Source organism: bacterium, assembly GCA_023135785.1.
In the GTDB taxonomy this organism is placed as follows: domain Bacteria; phylum CAIJMQ01; class CAIJMQ01; order CAIJMQ01; family CAIJMQ01; genus CAZNJA01.
This window is the reverse complement of the sequence record JAGLSL010000012.1, coordinates 1-17,514: the sequence shown is the minus strand read 5'-3', so window position 1 is coordinate 17,514 and position 17,514 is coordinate 1. Positions and strand designations below refer to the sequence as shown.

15 protein-coding genes are annotated in these 17,514 nt (G+C 37.8%); all 15 read left to right on the top strand.

What is annotated here, in order from left to right; translation table 11 throughout:
- Positions 1–166: 166 nt before the first annotated feature.
- Positions 167–583 (top strand): MarR family transcriptional regulator, encoded by a 417-nt coding sequence (locus KAS42_01215; GenBank protein MCK4904852.1) that lies wholly within the window; start codon positions 167–169, stop codon positions 581–583.
- Positions 580–1,854, top strand: a complete 1,275-nt coding sequence (locus tag KAS42_01210) for a TolC family protein (protein MCK4904851.1) — start codon at positions 580–582, stop codon at positions 1,852–1,854. Before KAS42_01215 ends, KAS42_01210 begins: the two co-directional genes overlap by 4 nt.
- 243 nt (positions 1,855–2,097) lie before the next feature.
- Positions 2,098–3,240 carry an efflux RND transporter periplasmic adaptor subunit gene (locus tag KAS42_01205; protein MCK4904850.1) on the top strand — a complete coding sequence of 381 codons (1,143 nt, stop codon included), beginning with the start codon at positions 2,098–2,100 and terminating at the stop codon, positions 3,238–3,240.
- Positions 3,241–3,394: 154 nt separating this feature from the next.
- Entirely contained in the window at positions 3,395–5,146 is a 1,752-nt protein-coding gene (locus KAS42_01200) for an efflux RND transporter permease subunit (protein MCK4904849.1), read from the top strand.
- A gap of 6 nt (positions 5,147–5,152) precedes the next feature.
- Positions 5,153–6,457 carry an efflux RND transporter permease subunit gene (locus tag KAS42_01195; protein MCK4904848.1) on the top strand — a complete coding sequence of 435 codons (1,305 nt, stop codon included), beginning with the start codon at positions 5,153–5,155 and terminating at the stop codon, positions 6,455–6,457.
- Positions 6,458–6,676: 219 nt separating this feature from the next.
- Positions 6,677–7,282 carry a TetR/AcrR family transcriptional regulator gene (locus KAS42_01190; GenBank protein ID MCK4904847.1) on the top strand — a complete coding sequence of 202 codons (606 nt, stop codon included), beginning with the start codon at positions 6,677–6,679 and terminating at the stop codon, positions 7,280–7,282.
- A gap of 29 nt (positions 7,283–7,311) precedes the next feature.
- The gene (locus tag KAS42_01185; protein ID MCK4904846.1) at positions 7,312–8,733 is read left to right on the top strand and encodes a TolC family protein; all 1,422 of its coding nucleotides are present in this window, start codon (positions 7,312–7,314) and stop codon (positions 8,731–8,733) included.
- 2 nt (positions 8,734–8,735) lie between these two features.
- The gene (locus KAS42_01180; protein MCK4904845.1) at positions 8,736–9,659 is read left to right on the top strand and encodes an efflux RND transporter periplasmic adaptor subunit; all 924 of its coding nucleotides are present in this window, start codon (positions 8,736–8,738) and stop codon (positions 9,657–9,659) included.
- Complete coding sequence (locus KAS42_01175) at positions 9,656–12,778, top strand: efflux RND transporter permease subunit (protein ID MCK4904844.1); 3,123 nt, start codon at positions 9,656–9,658, stop codon at positions 12,776–12,778. The genes KAS42_01180 and KAS42_01175 overlap by 4 nt, the downstream gene beginning before the upstream one ends.
- A 265-nt stretch (positions 12,779–13,043) precedes the next feature.
- Entirely contained in the window at positions 13,044–13,628 is a 585-nt protein-coding gene (locus KAS42_01170; protein MCK4904843.1) for a 1-acyl-sn-glycerol-3-phosphate acyltransferase, read from the top strand.
- Complete coding sequence (locus KAS42_01165) at positions 13,629–14,312, top strand: glycosyltransferase (protein ID MCK4904842.1); 684 nt, start codon at positions 13,629–13,631, stop codon at positions 14,310–14,312. It abuts the gene before it with no gap.
- Between the two features lie 118 nt (positions 14,313–14,430).
- The gene (locus KAS42_01160) at positions 14,431–14,604 is read left to right on the top strand and encodes a hypothetical protein (GenBank protein ID MCK4904841.1); all 174 of its coding nucleotides are present in this window, start codon (positions 14,431–14,433) and stop codon (positions 14,602–14,604) included.
- A 10-nt stretch (positions 14,605–14,614) separates the two neighbouring features.
- Positions 14,615–15,766, top strand: a complete 1,152-nt coding sequence (locus KAS42_01155; GenBank protein MCK4904840.1) for a patatin-like phospholipase family protein — start codon at positions 14,615–14,617, stop codon at positions 15,764–15,766.
- Positions 15,767–15,927: 161 nt separating this feature from the next.
- Positions 15,928–16,410: a tetratricopeptide repeat protein gene (locus KAS42_01150; protein MCK4904839.1), complete on the top strand. Its 483-nt coding sequence runs from the start codon at positions 15,928–15,930 to the stop codon at positions 16,408–16,410.
- A gap of 77 nt (positions 16,411–16,487) precedes the next feature.
- Entirely contained in the window at positions 16,488–17,375 is an 888-nt protein-coding gene (locus tag KAS42_01145; protein ID MCK4904838.1) for a hypothetical protein, read from the top strand.
- Positions 17,376–17,514: the final 139 nt, after the last annotated feature.

The window sequence follows — 17,514 nt, the reverse complement described above, 5'->3', positions numbered from 1 at the left end:
GCAGGCGGGTCTCTAACGGGGTTGACCCTCCACTACAAACTGGCGAGGTCAATCTCGCCCGCCATTGCTTCAGTGGCGGGCGGATTGACTGTAAATGTTTTTATGATATACTTAACGTTCTTAATTATTAAGAATGTTAAGTTTTTAGAGGGATTACGGGGGTATTATGCAGGAAATAGAAAAAATAGCAGAAAGTATTTCTCGGCTACAGAGAAAAATGAGAGCAAAACTATCTAACGAATTGAGCCAGGGAGAAATAACAATTCCCCAATATCATATTCTTGAGCATCTTAATGATAGAGGTGAAACTACTATGCGTGAAATTGCTGATTATCTTTTTGTAACTCCTCCGGCTGTAACCGGTTTAGTTGATAAACTCGTAAAAATGCAATTAGTGAAGAGGGATTTTTCTTCTTCCGACAGAAGGATAATAATAATCTCTCTTACGCCTAAAGGTAACACAGTCATATCAAAAATTAAAAACCAATCCAACGAACTGTTTATTTCCATTTTTAAAGGGTTTTCTGCCCAAGATAGGAAAAATTTCATGGAGGTAACCAAAAAAATGGAGAAACTGCTGTGAAAAAATCCATTTTTTTGGTTATATTTAGTTTGCCGTTTTTTGTCTTTGCGCAGGGGGACGTGCTTACTCTCAAACAAAGTGTATCTATTGCGTTGGAGAATAACGCATCCATAAAATTAGCCAATGAAAAAATAAAAGAAGCGCAAGCGGAAAAAAACCAGGCGTTAAGCTATTTCTTTCCTAAAATTTACAGTTCTTCTTCTTATACGCGTTTAGATGAAAAAAGCGAAATGGCATCAGTGGTTTTAAGCGATGATGAGATTTACGATTACAATCTGAATTTAGTACAGCCTATTTTTCACGGGGGTCTTTTGCCTGCATATAATTTGCAAAATGAAAACCTTAAAGTGAGTCAAAGCTACTTAGAATCGACCCAAAATAATCTGATTTTGGAGGTTAAAAAGGCGTATTTCCAAGTTTTGGGCACGGGGAAAATTAAGCAAGTAGCACAAGAGTCAGTAACTTTAACAAAGGCTCATCTTAATACCGTAGAAGCATATTTTAAAGAGGGGCTTGTTTCCGAAGTTGAAGTTTTAAGAGCAAAAGTTGCTTTAGCAAACGCTCGGCAGAGCCTAATAGATGCAAATAATGCCTTAGAATTGTCAAAATCTTATTTTAACAGTCTTTTGAATAGAAACCTCGGGCAAGAGGTAATGATAGAAGATGTACTATATTTAGATGATTATAATATTGACCTTTCTTTGGCTATGCGCCAAGCAATTAATTCAAGACCTGAAATAAAAGAAGCCAACAGCAGGATGAAAATTTCACAAAGCGGAGTAAGCATTTCACGTTCTTCTTTTCTGCCTCAAGTTTCGCTTATCGGAAAGTGGGATAAAATTAAAGGAGCGGAGGTTCCTATAGATGAGTGGAAAGAATCCTGGAGCGCAATTGTATCGGTAGAAATGGATATATGGGACTGGGGAGAAAATTTAAACGAAGTTAGAAAGGTAAAAGCTCAATTTGAGCAAGCGCGTAGCAGTTTAGAACTTCTTGTAAATAATATAGAACTTGAAGTAAGACAAGCGTATTTCACATTGCTATCGGAAAAAGAAAAGATAAAAGTGCAGGAGATAGCAGTAAAAGAAGCCGAGAAAAATTTCCGCGATACTTCATTGCGATTCAAAGAGGGGCTTTCGACAAATACGGACGTTTTGGATGCGCAGGTTTTACTTAGTCAGGCAAGAACAAGTTATTATCAAGCTCTTTATGGATATAATATTGCCTTTTCGCAACTTGAAAGAGCGATGGGAGCAAAAATTAAAGATTAAAAATTGAAAATGAAAAAATATTAAGGATATCTTAGGAATTTTCACTCTGTTGAGTGGTTTTGCAGGAACACTGTTTATTACTGAGTGCTACTCAGCTTAGTCCATTTGTGCAACATGGGCTGGAATCCGGATGTATGGCTCATAGTGTGGTAATTTCTCGATTCGCTTGGGAATAGTTTGCATAATACTTGCTTTTGTTTCAGGTATTGCAAAATTTATAGTTACTAAAATAGGAGAGAATAGATGAGAAAAATAACAGTCATAATATCAGTACTTTTGTTGGGAGTAATTGCTTTAATAATAATTCAAAAATTTAACGCGAAATTACCTCTAAGTATTACTCAAATTCAAGAAAAAGAAGGGATTCCCGTAGAAGCAGTTGAAATTAGACCTGATTCTTTGCTCGAATTTCTTAATGTAACAGGCAGAGTAGGCAGTGAGGAGGATGCATATCTTTCGAGTAAAGCTGGGGGCAGAATATTAGAATTTCATAAAGATGCAGGTGATGTTGTTATAGACGGGGAAAAACTAGTTGAAATAGATACTTCTTCTTTAGAAATTCAAAAAACCCAAGCGCAAAATCAGGTAAAAATTGCTGAAAATAATCTAAATCAGTCTCAAGCGCAGTTTGAAGATGTAAAGCGAAACTTAGATAGGATGCGTAATTTGTTCAAAGATGGCACGATTTCTAAAAGAGAATTGGAGCAATTTGAACTGAATTTTAAAACTGCAAAGCAAACTCTTGAATCCGCTTATGCTCAACTTGAAGTTGCAAAAGATAATTTAAGAATAGTAGATGTGAATATCCAAGACCACGGCATATTTGCTCCTTTTGACGGAGTTGTGGGGATAAGAAGAGCCGATGTCGGTGAAATTATTAGCCCAGGGCAATCTATAATCAGCCTATATAACCCTCAAAAGTTAAATGCTCAAGTAAAAGTTGCCGAAAAGGATATTTCCGGTTTACAAATCGGTCAGCGCGCAATACTAACACTTGATGTGTCGACCATTAAACAATTAAAAGGGCAAGTTACAAGAATTTCCGGCGCTCCGGACGCAAATACGAGGTTGTTTGACGTATATATAAACTTTGAAGACATGTCCAACAATATAATTCCCGGAATTTTTTTGCAGGGTAAAATCTTGGTCGACACAAAGGAAAATATTATGACCTTATCAAACAAGGCGCTGATAAAAGAAGGTATGGAATATTTTGTGTTTGCTGTCGAAGATAACCATGCAGTAAAAAAGCAGGTAAAATTGGGCAATAGGTCTGAGGATAAGTTTGAAATTATATCGGGGATAGATTTTGGAACTAAAATTATAACCTTCGGGAAAGAGAATGTTAAAGAAGGTTCACTTGTAAAGGTTATAGAAGGAAACTAATTTGAAGTTTATACTTTAAGCAGTGTGCAAGGAGACAATTAAATCCACAGTGGATATACATAGAAATACGGTAGAAATATGATAGAAATGCGTTGTAACAAGGCAATATATTTCCATATATTTCTATTCATTTTTTGATAACGAGGATTATTTTATGAATTTACCCAGAATAGCTATAAATAAACCGGTTTTTATTTCCGTCTTTTTCTTGGCATTGGCGGTTATAGGCGTATATTCGGCATTCAAGTTAAATGTTACGCTTATGCCCAATGTCGACCTTCCTTACGTTACGGTTAAAACTTTGTATCCGGGCGCAGGTCCCGACCAGGTAGAAACGTTGATATCAAAACCTCTCGAGGATGCAATTAGCACAACAAATAATTTGAAAAATATTCAATCCGTATCGTCGGAAGGAGTTTCAATTATTATCTGTGAATTTACTATGGATGTTTCTGCAGATGTGGCTGCTTCGGATGTCAGAGAAAAAGTTTCTTCCATAAGAGAGCAATTACCTGACGATGTGAAAGAACCCGAAATTCTTAAACTCGACATTAACGCAAGCCCTATTCTTTATATAGCTTTTTCAGGCCCTGATTTGCAAAGTGTTTATCAGCAGGCAAAAGATAACATAAAACCAATTCTTCAAACGGTCAAGGGGGTCGGCAATATTGACATCGTAGGCGGATTAAGGCGGGAAATAAGAGTGGAAGCGGTGCCGGATAAACTCAAATTTTATGGGATAACTTTACTTGATATATCTAATAGGTTGAAATCTGAAAACGTAAATTTGCCCGCAGGTCATTTTTCCAGCGGGGATTTAGAAATATCCGGCAGAACAGATGCCGAATTTACTGATATATCGCAGATAAGTTCTCTTGAAATCCCTTTGATGGACCAGAGAACCAGACAGACGAGAAAAGTGAATCTTTCAAGTTTAGCCGAAGTAAAAGATACCTATGCTGAAGTCAGAGATACTGCAAGGATAGACGGAAAAGACGCAGTTTCATTGACTATCCAGAAACAACCGGATTCAAATACAATTGAAGTTGTGGATAATGTAAGGTCGGAAATTGCTCGACTTAATGAAGTTTTGCCGGAGGGTTATGAATTAAAAGTGGTCGTTGACGATTCTTTATTTATAAGAAACGCTGTTGCGGATGTCAGGAGCAATTTGTTTTTAGGGGTTATTATTACGGGTATTGTTCTGTTTTTATTCTTGCACGGAGTAGGAAGCACATTGATTGTCAGCATAACAATACCGGTCTCGCTTATAGGGACTATGTTTTTTATGTATATGACGGGTTTTAGTTTTAATATTCTTACACTTACAAGTTTAGCTTTATGCGTAGGAGTTCTTATCGATAGTTCCATAGTTATTCTGGAAAATATTCACAGGCATACGAAAGAATTGGGTAAAAATTTAAAACAGGCGGCTGAAGAAGCTACTATGGAGGTTGCCCCTGCTGTGATTGCTTCTATTTGCACCAATATTGTGGTCTTTTTGCCTATTGTGTTTATGGCGGGACTGATGGGGCAGTTCTTCAAAGAATTCGGTCTGGTGCAAATTTTTGCCACAATCATTGCTTTTTGTGTCGGATTTACATTAATTCCCATGTTATCAAGCAAATTTTTACATGTTACCAGAGAAACTTGGTTATCAAGACAGTGGGAAAAGGGGTTTTTACTTTTAAAAGCCAAATATAAAGATTTTTTGCCCATTGTATTAAAACGGCCTAAATTAGTTTTTGGAATCGTTATTGGACTCCTAATTGCAAGTATTGCGCTTCTTCCTATGATCGGGTCGGAATTTGCCACCCAAACGGACCAAGGCGTTTCTTCCATAACGATAAGAATGCCGGCCGGGACAAATTTAGAAAAAACACAATCTATGGTAAAGCAAATTTAAGAAAAGTTGAGAACAATTCCGGAACTGGACAGCACTTTTACCACTATCGGCGCAGTTTCAGGCGGAGAGGTTAGTGTCGGCTCTCAGGGACCCGAATATGCGCAAATAGTAATCAATTGGAAAGATGATAGAAGCCTCTCGGCGGTAGAATTGTTAAAGGATACAAAACATTTTCTTGCGTCTTTGCCGGGAGCCACTATTAATGTTCAAGAAATAAGCTCAAGTGTTGGCGGCGGCGGCGCGCCAATTACATATTATGTTACCGGACCAGACCATGAAATTGTTACAAGCGCGGCAAAGGACATTCTAAAAGTTTTACAAAATACGCCCGGTATTTTGGATGCGGATTATTCTTATCATCCCGGAAAACCCGAAATAAATTTTACAATCAATCGCGCAAAATTAGCAGATGTTGATATGGATGTTAATTCTGTGGCGTTAAATGTGCGCGCGGCTTTGGAAGGTATTGTGCCTACAACGTTTCGCGAGGGTGAAAACGAATATGATATACGCGTCACTATACCCGAAAAATTGAAAAAACAAAGACAGGTTTTAGAGAATATTCCTTTATCCAACAGAATGAACGACATATTTTTATTAAAACAAATTTCCGACATACAGGAAACATCAGGTCCTACTCAAAGACAAAGATATAATCGTCAACCAAGCATTACTCTCACCGCTAATACCAATAAACCTGTGGGAACTGTAGCAAATGAATTTATGAGAAAACTGACAGAAATAAATGTTCCTCGTGAGGTCAATTTAAATACGGGTGGAAATATAAAGATGATGCAGGAGGCTTTTCGCGATATAGGAACTGCCATACTTATCGCCATTATTCTCGTTTATTTGGTAATGGCAGCCCAATTCGAAAGTTGGTTCGAACCGTTCATTATAATCTCAGCTTTACCATTGGCAATGATTGGAATACTTTTCGGTCTTTTTATTTTTGGCAAGACCATTAATATGTTTAGTCTTCTTGGAGTTATGATTCTAACCGGTATAGGTGTGAACAATGGCATCCTTATTATTAATTTCGCAAAGACGCTTATTGAGCAGGGTAAGAAACCGCTTGATGCCATTGTGGAAGCAAGTTCCGTAAGATTAAGGCCGTGTCTTATGACGACCTTTACTACGATTACCGCAATGATCCCCCTTGCTTTTGGTGTTGGCAAAGCTACTGCTTTTAAATCGCCTATGGGTGTTACAGTTATATCGGGAGCATTCAGCGCCTTGATGCTCACTCTTTTTGTTATCCCGCTGCTTTATTTTCTGTATGAAAAAAGAAGACAACGCAAGTCAGGTTAAAAAAATAACATTCTGGCTTTCCTTCCTGCTGTCCTTTTAGTATTTTCTTTTCCACTTTTAGAAAAGTTTCCTCAAAAATTTTTGCAGCATGCGAAAGGAACATAGAAAAATTGGGGAGTTTTAATCCAACAACCTATTGACACGATTTTTATTATAGTGTATATTATGACTGACTGGTCGGTCAACTAAATTGGGAGGACAAGGAAATGGAAGTTTGGGATGTATAGTAAAAAAGAAGGGCTTATAGACAGAAGAAAGAAGCAGATATTGGATGCAGCCACTAATGTTTTTTCTAAAAAGGGATTCTCCAAGACCCTTATGGAGAAGGTAGCACATCTGGCAAAGATAGGAAAGGGGACAATATACCAGTATTTTGAAAGTAAGCAGAACCTTTTCCTCTCCGCAGTCGAGAGGGGGCTCGACAATTTAAAGGACTCAGTGCTAAGGGAGATTGGAAAAGGGAAGAGTCCTTTAGGGCAAATAGAAAATGCAGTAAGAGCTTATTTAAGATTTTTTGAGAGTAATCCGGAGATGATTGGAATTCTGCTTCGTTCGCCAATTGAGCTTCAGGAAAGAATGTATAAGAGATATTTTCAGCATTACTATACCTATATTGGCAAGATGGAGGAGATTTTTCGGGAAGGGCAAATATCGGGTCAGATTAAAAAGTTAGACATTAAGGGTGCAATCGGTGTCTTGAGTAATATGCTCAACGGGTTAATCTATATGTGGCAGGTTGAAGGCAAGAAGTATCCCCTTTCGGAAAGGGCACCCATAATCCTAAAGATTTACTTTGAAGGCATAGTTTCTACTCCAAGGCTCTAACGTGAATAAAGAAAAATGAGGAAGATATAATGATGAATTTATTTGGAATAAAATATATGGTAATTTCTGCTCTAATTTCTTTTATGTTTTTGACTGCAAATTCTTTTGCTCAAGAATACCAAAAGCAAGATAAGGATATGCCTAAATTCCTCACTTTAGAAAAAAGTATCGATATAGCATTAGAGAATAATCACGGGTTAAAAGCTGCTTCGGAAAAAATAACCGGCGCCAAAGAAAAAAGCTGGGAGACAAAAACCTTATTTCTGCCTAAGCTGAAAGTAGAATCTTCCTATACCCATTTAAACGAATCGCCGAGTTTGGATTTGGAAGCAGGCGTTTTTACACCCGATGCCCTATCAATAGAAGTTGGTGACGACGATATGTATAATGCCCAGGCTGTAGTTCAGCAGCCACTCTTTACGGGAGGGAAAATTCTTTCCTTAAATAAGCAGGCAAGAAACAATTTAGAAGCTACAAAATATAATTATGAAGAGGTAAGGCAAAATCTAATTTTACAGGTTAAGGAGGCCTATTTTGGGATATTAGTAGCCCAGAAGTATAAGAAGGTCTGTCAGGATGCAGTAGAGCAGATGAAGGCTCATCTTGAGACCGTAAGAGGTCTCTATAATGCCGGCACTGTTCCAAATATAGACCTTTTGAGGACCGAAGTGCAATTGGCAAATGTAGAGCAGGCACTCATCAAAGCCGAAAATGGTGTTGAGTTAGCAAAATCTTTATTTAATACCATATTGGGCAGAAATCTAAATTCGTCAATAGAAGTAGTTGATATATTAAGGGTTATAGAACAGGACTATAGTCTAGAGCAATTACTTAAAGAGGCTCAGGAGCACCGGCCTGAAATCTATAAAATGAGACACAACATTGAGATGGCAAAGGCTGGTATTGGAATAGCTCAAAGTAATTATTGGCCCCAAGTGGGGCTTTTCGGAAACTATAAATATCACAAAGGCGATGAGCCTATTATAAAATGGAAAGAAGATTGGATGGTGGGAGTAAACGCTAGTGTAAACATCTGGAATTGGGGTGAGACTAAAGCACAGGTAGGCCAGGCAAAAGCCGCTTTAAGAGAATTAGGGCACCTTGAAACTCAGCTTAGGGATGGGATTGCTTTAGAGGTGAAAAGGGCTCTATTGAATTTAGAAGAGGCTAAAAAGAGGATCAAGGTATCAGAGAAAGCAGTAATCCAGGCCAAAGAAAGTCTGAACAGTACACGAATCGGATACAGAAACGGCCGGGTAGATAATGTAGAAGTATTGGCTACTCAATTGGCTTTAACTGAAAGCCAGACAAATCATCTTGAAGCAATATATAATTGTATTTTGAGTCAGGCAAGGTTAGAAAAAGCAATAGGCCTGCCTGCTGACCTATCCTCCAAAGCTTTGGCGAAAGAGCAAGCTTTGGCGAAGGCAGAAAAATTAGGAGGCGAATAATTATGAAGAAACCTGTAATTTTGATATTGATAGCTTTCTTAGTGCTACTTGGTAGCTTTAGGATTATCGGGAGCATAAAAAGTAATAATGATGGGCGTCAAACAGAGGCGAGAATTTCCACTGTTAAAGTAGCTCAGGTTATAAAAGGTGAAATCGAAGCTCAAATATCTTGCGTAGGCAATATTGCCGGCCAGGAAATGGTGACCTTGATGAGTAAGATTCCGGGAAAGATCGATAGCTTTCTTATTAAGGAAGGAGATAAAGTAAAAAAAGATGATGTTCTGGTATTGATTGATAGGGATATAGAAGGTATGAAATACGAGAAGGCATTGATTAAATCACCAATTGACGGAACGGTAATAAAGAAATTTTTAGATGAAGGTTCTCAAGTCGAGCCGAGTGTAAGTCCGATGATGAGAGTTCCGGTAATTATGGTAGCTAATATTGATACAGTAAAGGTGTTGGTAAACGTCTCTGAAAAATATTTAGGCAAATTAAAAGAAAGCGCTGAGGCAAAAGTTAGGGTAGATGCATATCCCGACGAGGTTTTTCTTGGCAAGATTACAAGGATTGCCCCTATGGTTGACCTTGCCACTCGGACATCAGAAGTGGAAGTAAAGGTTCTCAATAAAGACTATCGGCTTAAGCCGGGAATGTTTGCCAGGGTGAATATTATATTAGAGAAAAAAGAAAATTCTCTTATTGTACCCATTAAGGCAGTCCTTAGCGAAAATAGCCGCAAATTTGTTTTTATTGTTAATAGTTCTGTTGCTCACAAGAAGAAAGTAGAAACGGGAATATATCAAAAAGATTTTGTAGAGATTATAGAAGGGCTAAGTGTTGGCGAAGATATAATTATAGAGGGAAATTATGGCCTTAAGGACGGCGCAAATGTCCTTATAGAAACTAAGGGAAATGTCCAATGAATCTGCCTGAATTTTCTGTAAATCGTTCTATTACGGTTTTGATGTTAATTGGTATTATTGTCGTCTTGGGGATAATATCTTTATCCAAGTTAACTGTAGAGGTTATGCCTGATTTGACCTATCCTACAGCCTCGGTTATTACCACTTATGAAGGCGCTGCCTCAGAAGATATAGAGACTCTTGTTACAAAGCCCATTGAAGCAGCAGTAAGCAAAGTTAAGAATGTCAAGACAGTAGATTCTGTCTCCCAGGAAGAAATCTCTATTATAATGGTGGAGTTTGAGTGGGGCACTAATGTTGATTTTGCTGCCCAGGATATGCGCGATGCCATTGGAGTAGTTGAAGACTTTCTCCCTGAAGGCATAGATAAACCTATTGTTATCAAGTTTGACCCGTCGATTATTCCCATTCTCGCTTTGGGAATTACCGGAGAAAGAGATTTAAGAGATTTAAGAACATTAGTTAAAGACCAGATAAAAGACCGCCTTGAGATGGTTGATGGTGTTGCCACTTGTATGATTATGGGTGGGCGGGAAAGGGAGATTCAGGTAAGGATTGATAAAGAAAAACTTGAAGCGCTTAATATTCCTATTCTGCGGGTAATATCTACTTTGAGATATGAGAATCTCGATCTTTCCGGTGGACATATTACCAGGGGTTATACAGAGTATCTTTTGCGCACACTGGGAGAATTTGAAAATTTAGACCAGATAAGAAATACAGTAATTACTGTCAGAGAGCAGAAGCCGGTATATCTAAAGGATTTTGCCGAAGTCTATGATACCCATACTGAGGTCCGAAACTATAGCCGCACCAATAAAAAGAACGGCCTTATATTAGCCGTTACTAAGGAATCGGGAGCAAATGACTTGGAGGTAGCAAACGGCATAAAGGAAAAATTAAAAGAGGTAAGAAAAGATCTTCCCGCTGATATTAAGATATATACTGCCTTGGATCAAGGGAGGATTACTCAACTGATGATTTCTACTACTGCCAGTGATGCTATCTGGGGTGGACTTTTAGCGGTTATAATTCTTTTTTTATTTTTGCGTAATTGGCGGCCGACTTTTGCCATTGCTTTATCTATTCCGTTATCGATTTTGGCTACCTTTATCGCTGTCTATTTCGCGGGTTTTAGCCTGAATATAATGACGATGAGCGGTCTTGCCTTGGGGGTAGGTATGCTTGTTTCTAATGCCATTATCGTTATTGAAAATATCTTCCGGCATTTAGAGGAAGGTAAGAATAAAAGGCAAGCAGCCATTGTAGGCACAAGTGAAGTGGGTACGGCTATTACTGCCTCTACTCTTACTACTATCGCTGTCTTTTTACCTTTAATCTATGCCACGGGCATCGCGGGAAAACTTTCCCAGGGATTGGCTCTCACTGTTACCTTTGCGCTTATCGGTTCTTTATTTACCGCCCTTACTTTAATCCCGATGATGGCCTCTAAGATATTTAAAAAGGAGAAATCAAAAAAAGATTACGAAAAGGATTTTGGTGAAAGAGGATTCAATTTCTTAAAAGATTGGTATAAGAAAACTCTTGTCATTGCTCTTCGCCACCGTGTTAAGGTTTCTGTAGCAGCCGTAGTGATATTTGCTCTGAGTATGTGTTTTTTGCCTTTTGTGGGTAAAGAATTTATGCCGGTAATTGACCCCGGGTTAGTTATAGTTAAAGTTAAGACACCTGTTGGCACAAGTTTGGATGAAACCGACCGGGTGGTTAAACAAGTAGAAGATATTATGATGCGGCAGAAAGAAGCAGATGTTTTAGGAACTTTTACCGGGTTAATGGAAGGGTCAAAGGTGGATATTGCCTTTAGTGGCAGTGGGATAGGTAATACCGGCGTAAATGAGGCAATGATATTTGCTCATTTAGTGGATAAGAGCAAACGAAAGCGTTCAAGTATGCAAATACAAAATGCTATTCGTAAGCAATTTCCTCAAATTGAAGGAACCAAAATCGAGTTTCTTGATCTGGCCAGATTTATTACCTCAGGAGGCACGGGACAGATTCCTATTGAGATAAAAATATTTGGCAAGGATTTGGTTAAATTAGAGCAGATAGCAAATGAGATCGTGACCAAAATAAAGCCGATACAAGGTCTTTATGATATAGATACAACTCTTCGAAGCGGCAAGCCAGAGTTACGGTTCGTGATAGATAGAGATAAAGCATCTCAATTAGGATTAAATGTTGGTCAGATAGCTTCTGTTATGCGGGCTAACTTTGAAGGTCAGGTTGCTACCCGCTACCGGACAGCTGGTGATGAATTTGACCTGCGAGTACAATATCGAGACGAAGATAGTCAAACCTTTGATGATGTAAAACGCGCGGTTATTTTTTCAAGTCTTGGTTCTCAACATCATTTAGAGGATGTTGCAAAGATTATGGAAGGGAAAGGCCCTGTTAAGCTTTACCGGGAAAATCAAAAGAGGAAAACATCTATTACCGCTAACTTCTCTGATAGGGATTTAGGAAGCATATTAAATGATATAAAAGCCAAGATAAAAGAGACAAATTTGCCCTCAGAGTATTTCGTAGAATATGGCGGGGAGGCAAAACGAATGCGTGAGACATTTGTTGCCTTAGGCACTGTATTTATTTTAGCAATATTATTGGTATATATGATTATGGCTGCCCAGTTTGAATCGTTGGTACATCCCTTTACAGTGATGTTTACCGTTCCATTTGGAATAACTGGTGTAATTTTGATACTGTTATTAACCGGCAATAGTCTTTCTATGGTTTCTCTTCTCGGCGTCATTATTCTTACCGGTATTGTAGTTAATAATGGGATAGTCCTTGTGGATTACGTTAATCAGCTTAGATCTAAGGGTATGAGTAAAAATGACGCGCTTATTCAGGGGGGAGTAACTAAATTAAGAGCAGTTTTATTAACGGCAGCTACGGCTACATTTGGAATGCTTCCTATGGCTATAAGCAACTCAGAAGGCTCAGAGTTGAGAGCTCCTATGGCTTTAGCAGTTATTGGAGGGCTGGTAGTTTCTACTTTCTTAACTCTAATAATTGTTCCTACAGTTTACAGCATCTTAGACGATATCGCTCATCGAACAAGAAAAGAAGTAAGTAGAAGAGTGATTGGAGATGAATGAGAAAGAAATATGAAGAGATGAAAAGAAAGCAGTATCCTTTAACAGAGAAGCTAAAAGGTAAGAAAGTCGAATCAAAAAAGAGAGATTATGCCTTGTCTATATCTGAAGACTGACAAAACGTGCTTTTATTGAAAATAATCAGCTATCTGATTATAACAGAAAGTATCGGAAGTTATCTGAGATAGTATGGAATAGAGAATATTTGAAGGGAGATGTCAGCTCCAAGATTTGATAGAAAATAGAAAAAGCAAAAAAATTACTATCTATGCGTAGTTTAAGAGATTCTTACAAATATGCGACGAAAATTGGGAAGGTTCTTTTTAAGATACTATTTTTAATGAGAATAAAAGGCTTAAAAAATCTTTCAGAAGAAGGTATGGTAGTAATTGCAGAACATAAGTCTTTTTTGGATGGGCCTATCCTTGCCTGTGCTCTTCCGCGACCACCGAGATTCACTTCTGCCGAATTTATGTTTCATCATCCCTTCTATTCTCTTATCCCGAGGTGGATTGGTTCAATTCCTGTGCAGGATAAATCGTCTATAAGTGGATTACGGAGGATAATAGGGCTATTAAAAGGAGGAGAAATTGTAGTGATTTTTCCTCAAGGTGGGATAAACAAGAAAACTTTTTATAAAGGAGCATTTTTTGCTGCAACAAAGGCAGAAGTGCCCGTTATTCTTGCGATGATAGAAGGAGTTGAAAAAGTTCTTCCCGCATCTAATAAAAAAATAGGATGGAGTAAGATTAAAGTGGAATTTTCTGAGCCTTTTTATCTATCTTCTACCAAGGATAATGATTCGATAAAATTCTTTAAGAAAGAAGTCCTTAGGAAATTTCAAACAAGCTAAATGGAACTGAGTATAATTATTCCAGTTTTTAATGAAGAAAAATATCTTGAGGATGCCCTTATGTCTATCTGCAGTCAAAATGTAAGTTTCGATTACGAAGTAATAGTTAGTGATGCCGGGAGTAAAGACAATTCACTAAAGATAGCAAGAAGATATACAAATCTTGTAGTTCACAGTCTATCCAAAGCTGTAGGAGCAGTGCGTAATTATGGCGCTAAATCCGCAAAAGGTAAATACTTACTTTTTGTTGATGCAGATACTATTTTGCCTCAAGGATACCTACAAAAAGCATATAAAGTATTTGCAAGTAATAAAGACTTATCTGCCTTTTGCGGTTGGTTCAGATTTAAAGAAAGAGAACCCAAGTTGCTCTTTTCTGAAGTTGTTGCCAACTTCTACTTCGTAATAAAAGACAAAATTGGACAGCCTACTCTTCCTGGCTGCTGTGGAATTGCCATAAGAAAGGAAATCTTTGAAGAAGTGGGAGGGTTCCCTGTATATTTTCTTGAAGATACAGAATTTTCCTCTATCTTGAGAAAAATTCATAAAATTCGTTATTTATGCAATTTACATGCGGTTACTTCAGGACGTAGAATTATTAAAATGGGCTTGTTGAATACCATTAGGTATTATATGTGGCCAAAGACTGGAGAGTTTGAAAAAGATTATGTTAGTTGTCCTTGATAAATTATGAGTTGTCCATATCTTAAGAAGTCTAATCGGTCCGGAAAAGTTTTCTATATGTGTAAGATTCTTGGAAAAGGTATCCATTTAGATAAAAAAGGGAGAGAGGATTGGTGTAATGACAAGAAAAAATACTTTAGCTGTCCGTATTTTGTTTGTGGTGAAAAAAATTCACTTAAATCTGAACACAAAAGCAACAAGTTCACACTATTTAAGAAAGGTTAGCCCTGCTACAATAGGAGAGTTTAATGTATATGTGCCTAAAGATAAAAAAGCGATCATGTTTGTTTAGTATAATCATTTTGTTTATTCCCTTGTTTATTTCCGGCTGCGCAAGAGTGCGTCACGCTGTCCCAGAAAATTTATTAAATGATGTCCGAGTTTTCGGCATGCAAGACATCAGGGCGTTCAGTGGAAGCCCAAATGATTTTTTTAAGAAAGATTTTGTTAAGTTGTTGGAACAAGAAGAAAAAAGGGAACCTTCTTTCTTTAATTTTAAAACTAAACAGACTTATTACCTACTTGCTCTTTCGGGTGGAGCTGCCAACGGTGCTTATGGCGCAGGATTACTTAACGGATGGTCACAGTCCGGGACACGGCCGGTTTTTAAGGTTGTTACTGGAATAAGTACCGGAGCGATAATTGCGCCGCTTGCCTTTTTAGGAAGCGGGCATGACGATACATTAAAGGAATTATATACTAAGTATTCAACAAAGGATATTTTACGGATACATCCATCTCGTAATGCCTTTGCCAGCACCAAGCCTTTGGAATATCTTATTGAACGATACTTTGATACAGAATTACTAAAAGAGATAACTATTGAATATAACAAAGGCCGCAGGCTTTATGTGGGAACTACTAATTTGGATGCGCAACAGCTTGTTATTTGGGATATGGGCAAAATTGCGTCCATAGGCGGTGGTAATGCTTTAAAGTTGTTTCGCAAAGTCATATTAGCGTCAGCGTCCATTCCAATTGCACTCCCTCCAGTTTATTTAGAGGCGGAGGCTAATGACGAAAAGTATGATGAGATGCATGTTGACGGCGGGGTAATAAAGCAGGTGTTTTTTCTTTATGATGTTATCCAGGGTATTGAGAAAGCCGCCGAAGAAAAAGGAGTAGATATTTATAAGATACAGTACAAAATTTATGTTATTAGAAATGGTTATACAGATGCTGTTTGGGAAGAGATTCCGGATAAAATACCTGCTATAGCGGAACGCACCATTGAAACGATGCTCAATACCCAAAGCGTAGGCGACATCATTTACTTATATGTTTTTACAAGAGCAAGGAACGGTGATTTTAATCTTGCCTCTATCCCGGTAACCCATGTATCTAAAGCAAAAGAGCTTTTTGACCCTGTTGAAATGCAGGCGCTTTTTGATTTGGGTTTTGAAGAGACTTTGCAAGGATATCCTTGGAGAAAATCGCCTCCTGGGATGGAGTAAGCTGAAAGTAAGTGAGTAAAAAATTGATTGGGAAAAGCAGACGGTTCTATTTTTATTAGTTTTTTGACAGAGAAAGAGTAGAATAGGATAAGTTGGCAATATTTGTCAGATTATTATTTAGTCCGTATAATACATGTTAAGCATAAAAAAATGAACTAATAATGACAAAAGATATAAAATTAAAACAACCTACAATACCGACCAATAAAGTAGTAGAGGGAGCAGAAAATTCCTTGAATTACTGTTTACTTGCTTCCTATGTCATAATAATTATTTTGTTATTCTTAAATATAAACAATATTGAATATGTCCTTCATCTTTTTCTATTTGTTTTTATTTCAAGTGGTCTAGTCGTCGCAGGAAACATATGCTCATTAAAAAAAATCAAAGAAAATCTTCAAAAAGCTGAAGCTAACAGCGAAATCGAACAATTAACAAATATAATTTCTTCAGAGTCAGAAAATGCAGATGCCTATTACCTAAGAGGTTGCGCTTATAAATCATTAAAGAAATATAGATCAGCAATTTATGATTTTCAAAATGCAAAAAAATTTATAAACAATCTTTCAGATTATTTACAAGAAACACTAAATAAAGATGTCCTAGAATGCAAAGAAAAGATTGAGACTAAAAAAAACTCATAACAATGCGCTTCACCTGACCGCTATTTAGTTGCATTCCATAGCAATAGGTGAGTTTTGATGTTGGGCAATATGGGATAATGAATATCTTTGAAAAATATCCGAATAGCATTTTCCTCAAAGGGTTACCTAAAGATTCAGAGTTCTTTCCGCTCCGTAAAAGAATTGTTGAGCTTTTTTCATCTATTGATGGATTAGAAGATTCCCATTTCGAGCAGGAACTCGACCGAGACACAAACGCACGATTATGGGAAATGATGATGGCAAAGATGTTGAAGTTTGAAGGGTATGAGCCAAAGAGCACCGATTATGGACCAGATTTTGTCGTCGAAAAAGACAGGAAGAGGGTTTTCATTGAAGCCATTTGTCCCGGACATGGAGATGAGCATAAGCCTAATTCGGTTCCGCCGATAGTTTGTGGGGCTTCCATAGCTCGGAAAGTTCCTGTAGCACAAATTGTTTTACGTATCCGCAGTGCACTCGAGGATAAAAAGCAAAAGTATACGCAGTATCTCGAAAAAGGAATAGTGTCAGCGAACGACGTCTGTATTATCGCTGTTAGCTCATCGAAGCTCAGTCCGAGGGCTACCTTGTGGCCGCCGACAATCATGAGAGCAACGCATGGTTTAGGGAACCCTTATGTAATAGTTGACCAAGGTAAAGGAGTTGTCGGTGAAGGTGTCGAATCTTGTGGGAGCATTCCGAAAGTCAATGGACCGGATATCGACACAAAGTTTTTTCTATCTGAGGACAATAGTTTGATTTCAGCGGTGCTGTATTCCGACTGTTCATTTTTTTCTTTGGCCTTCAATTTGTTTGAGGAATCAATGATTATCCACAATCCAAAAGCACGTGTGCCTCTCCCTAAGGGATTCATTAAACGAATAAAAGAGATTTGGACAATTTGCTGTCACGATAGCTCAAAGTGGCGAGCATACAGAATAAAAGATGCCCAACAAAATGGCTGAAGGCACCTGTGAAAATGCTGTGCATCAGCTCTATTGTTATACTTCCTTTTTTGTAGAAGGTAATTGACCCGTCTTATAAATCAGATAGGCGCCTTGATGCTCACTCTTTTTGTTATCCCGCTGCTTTATTTTCTGTATG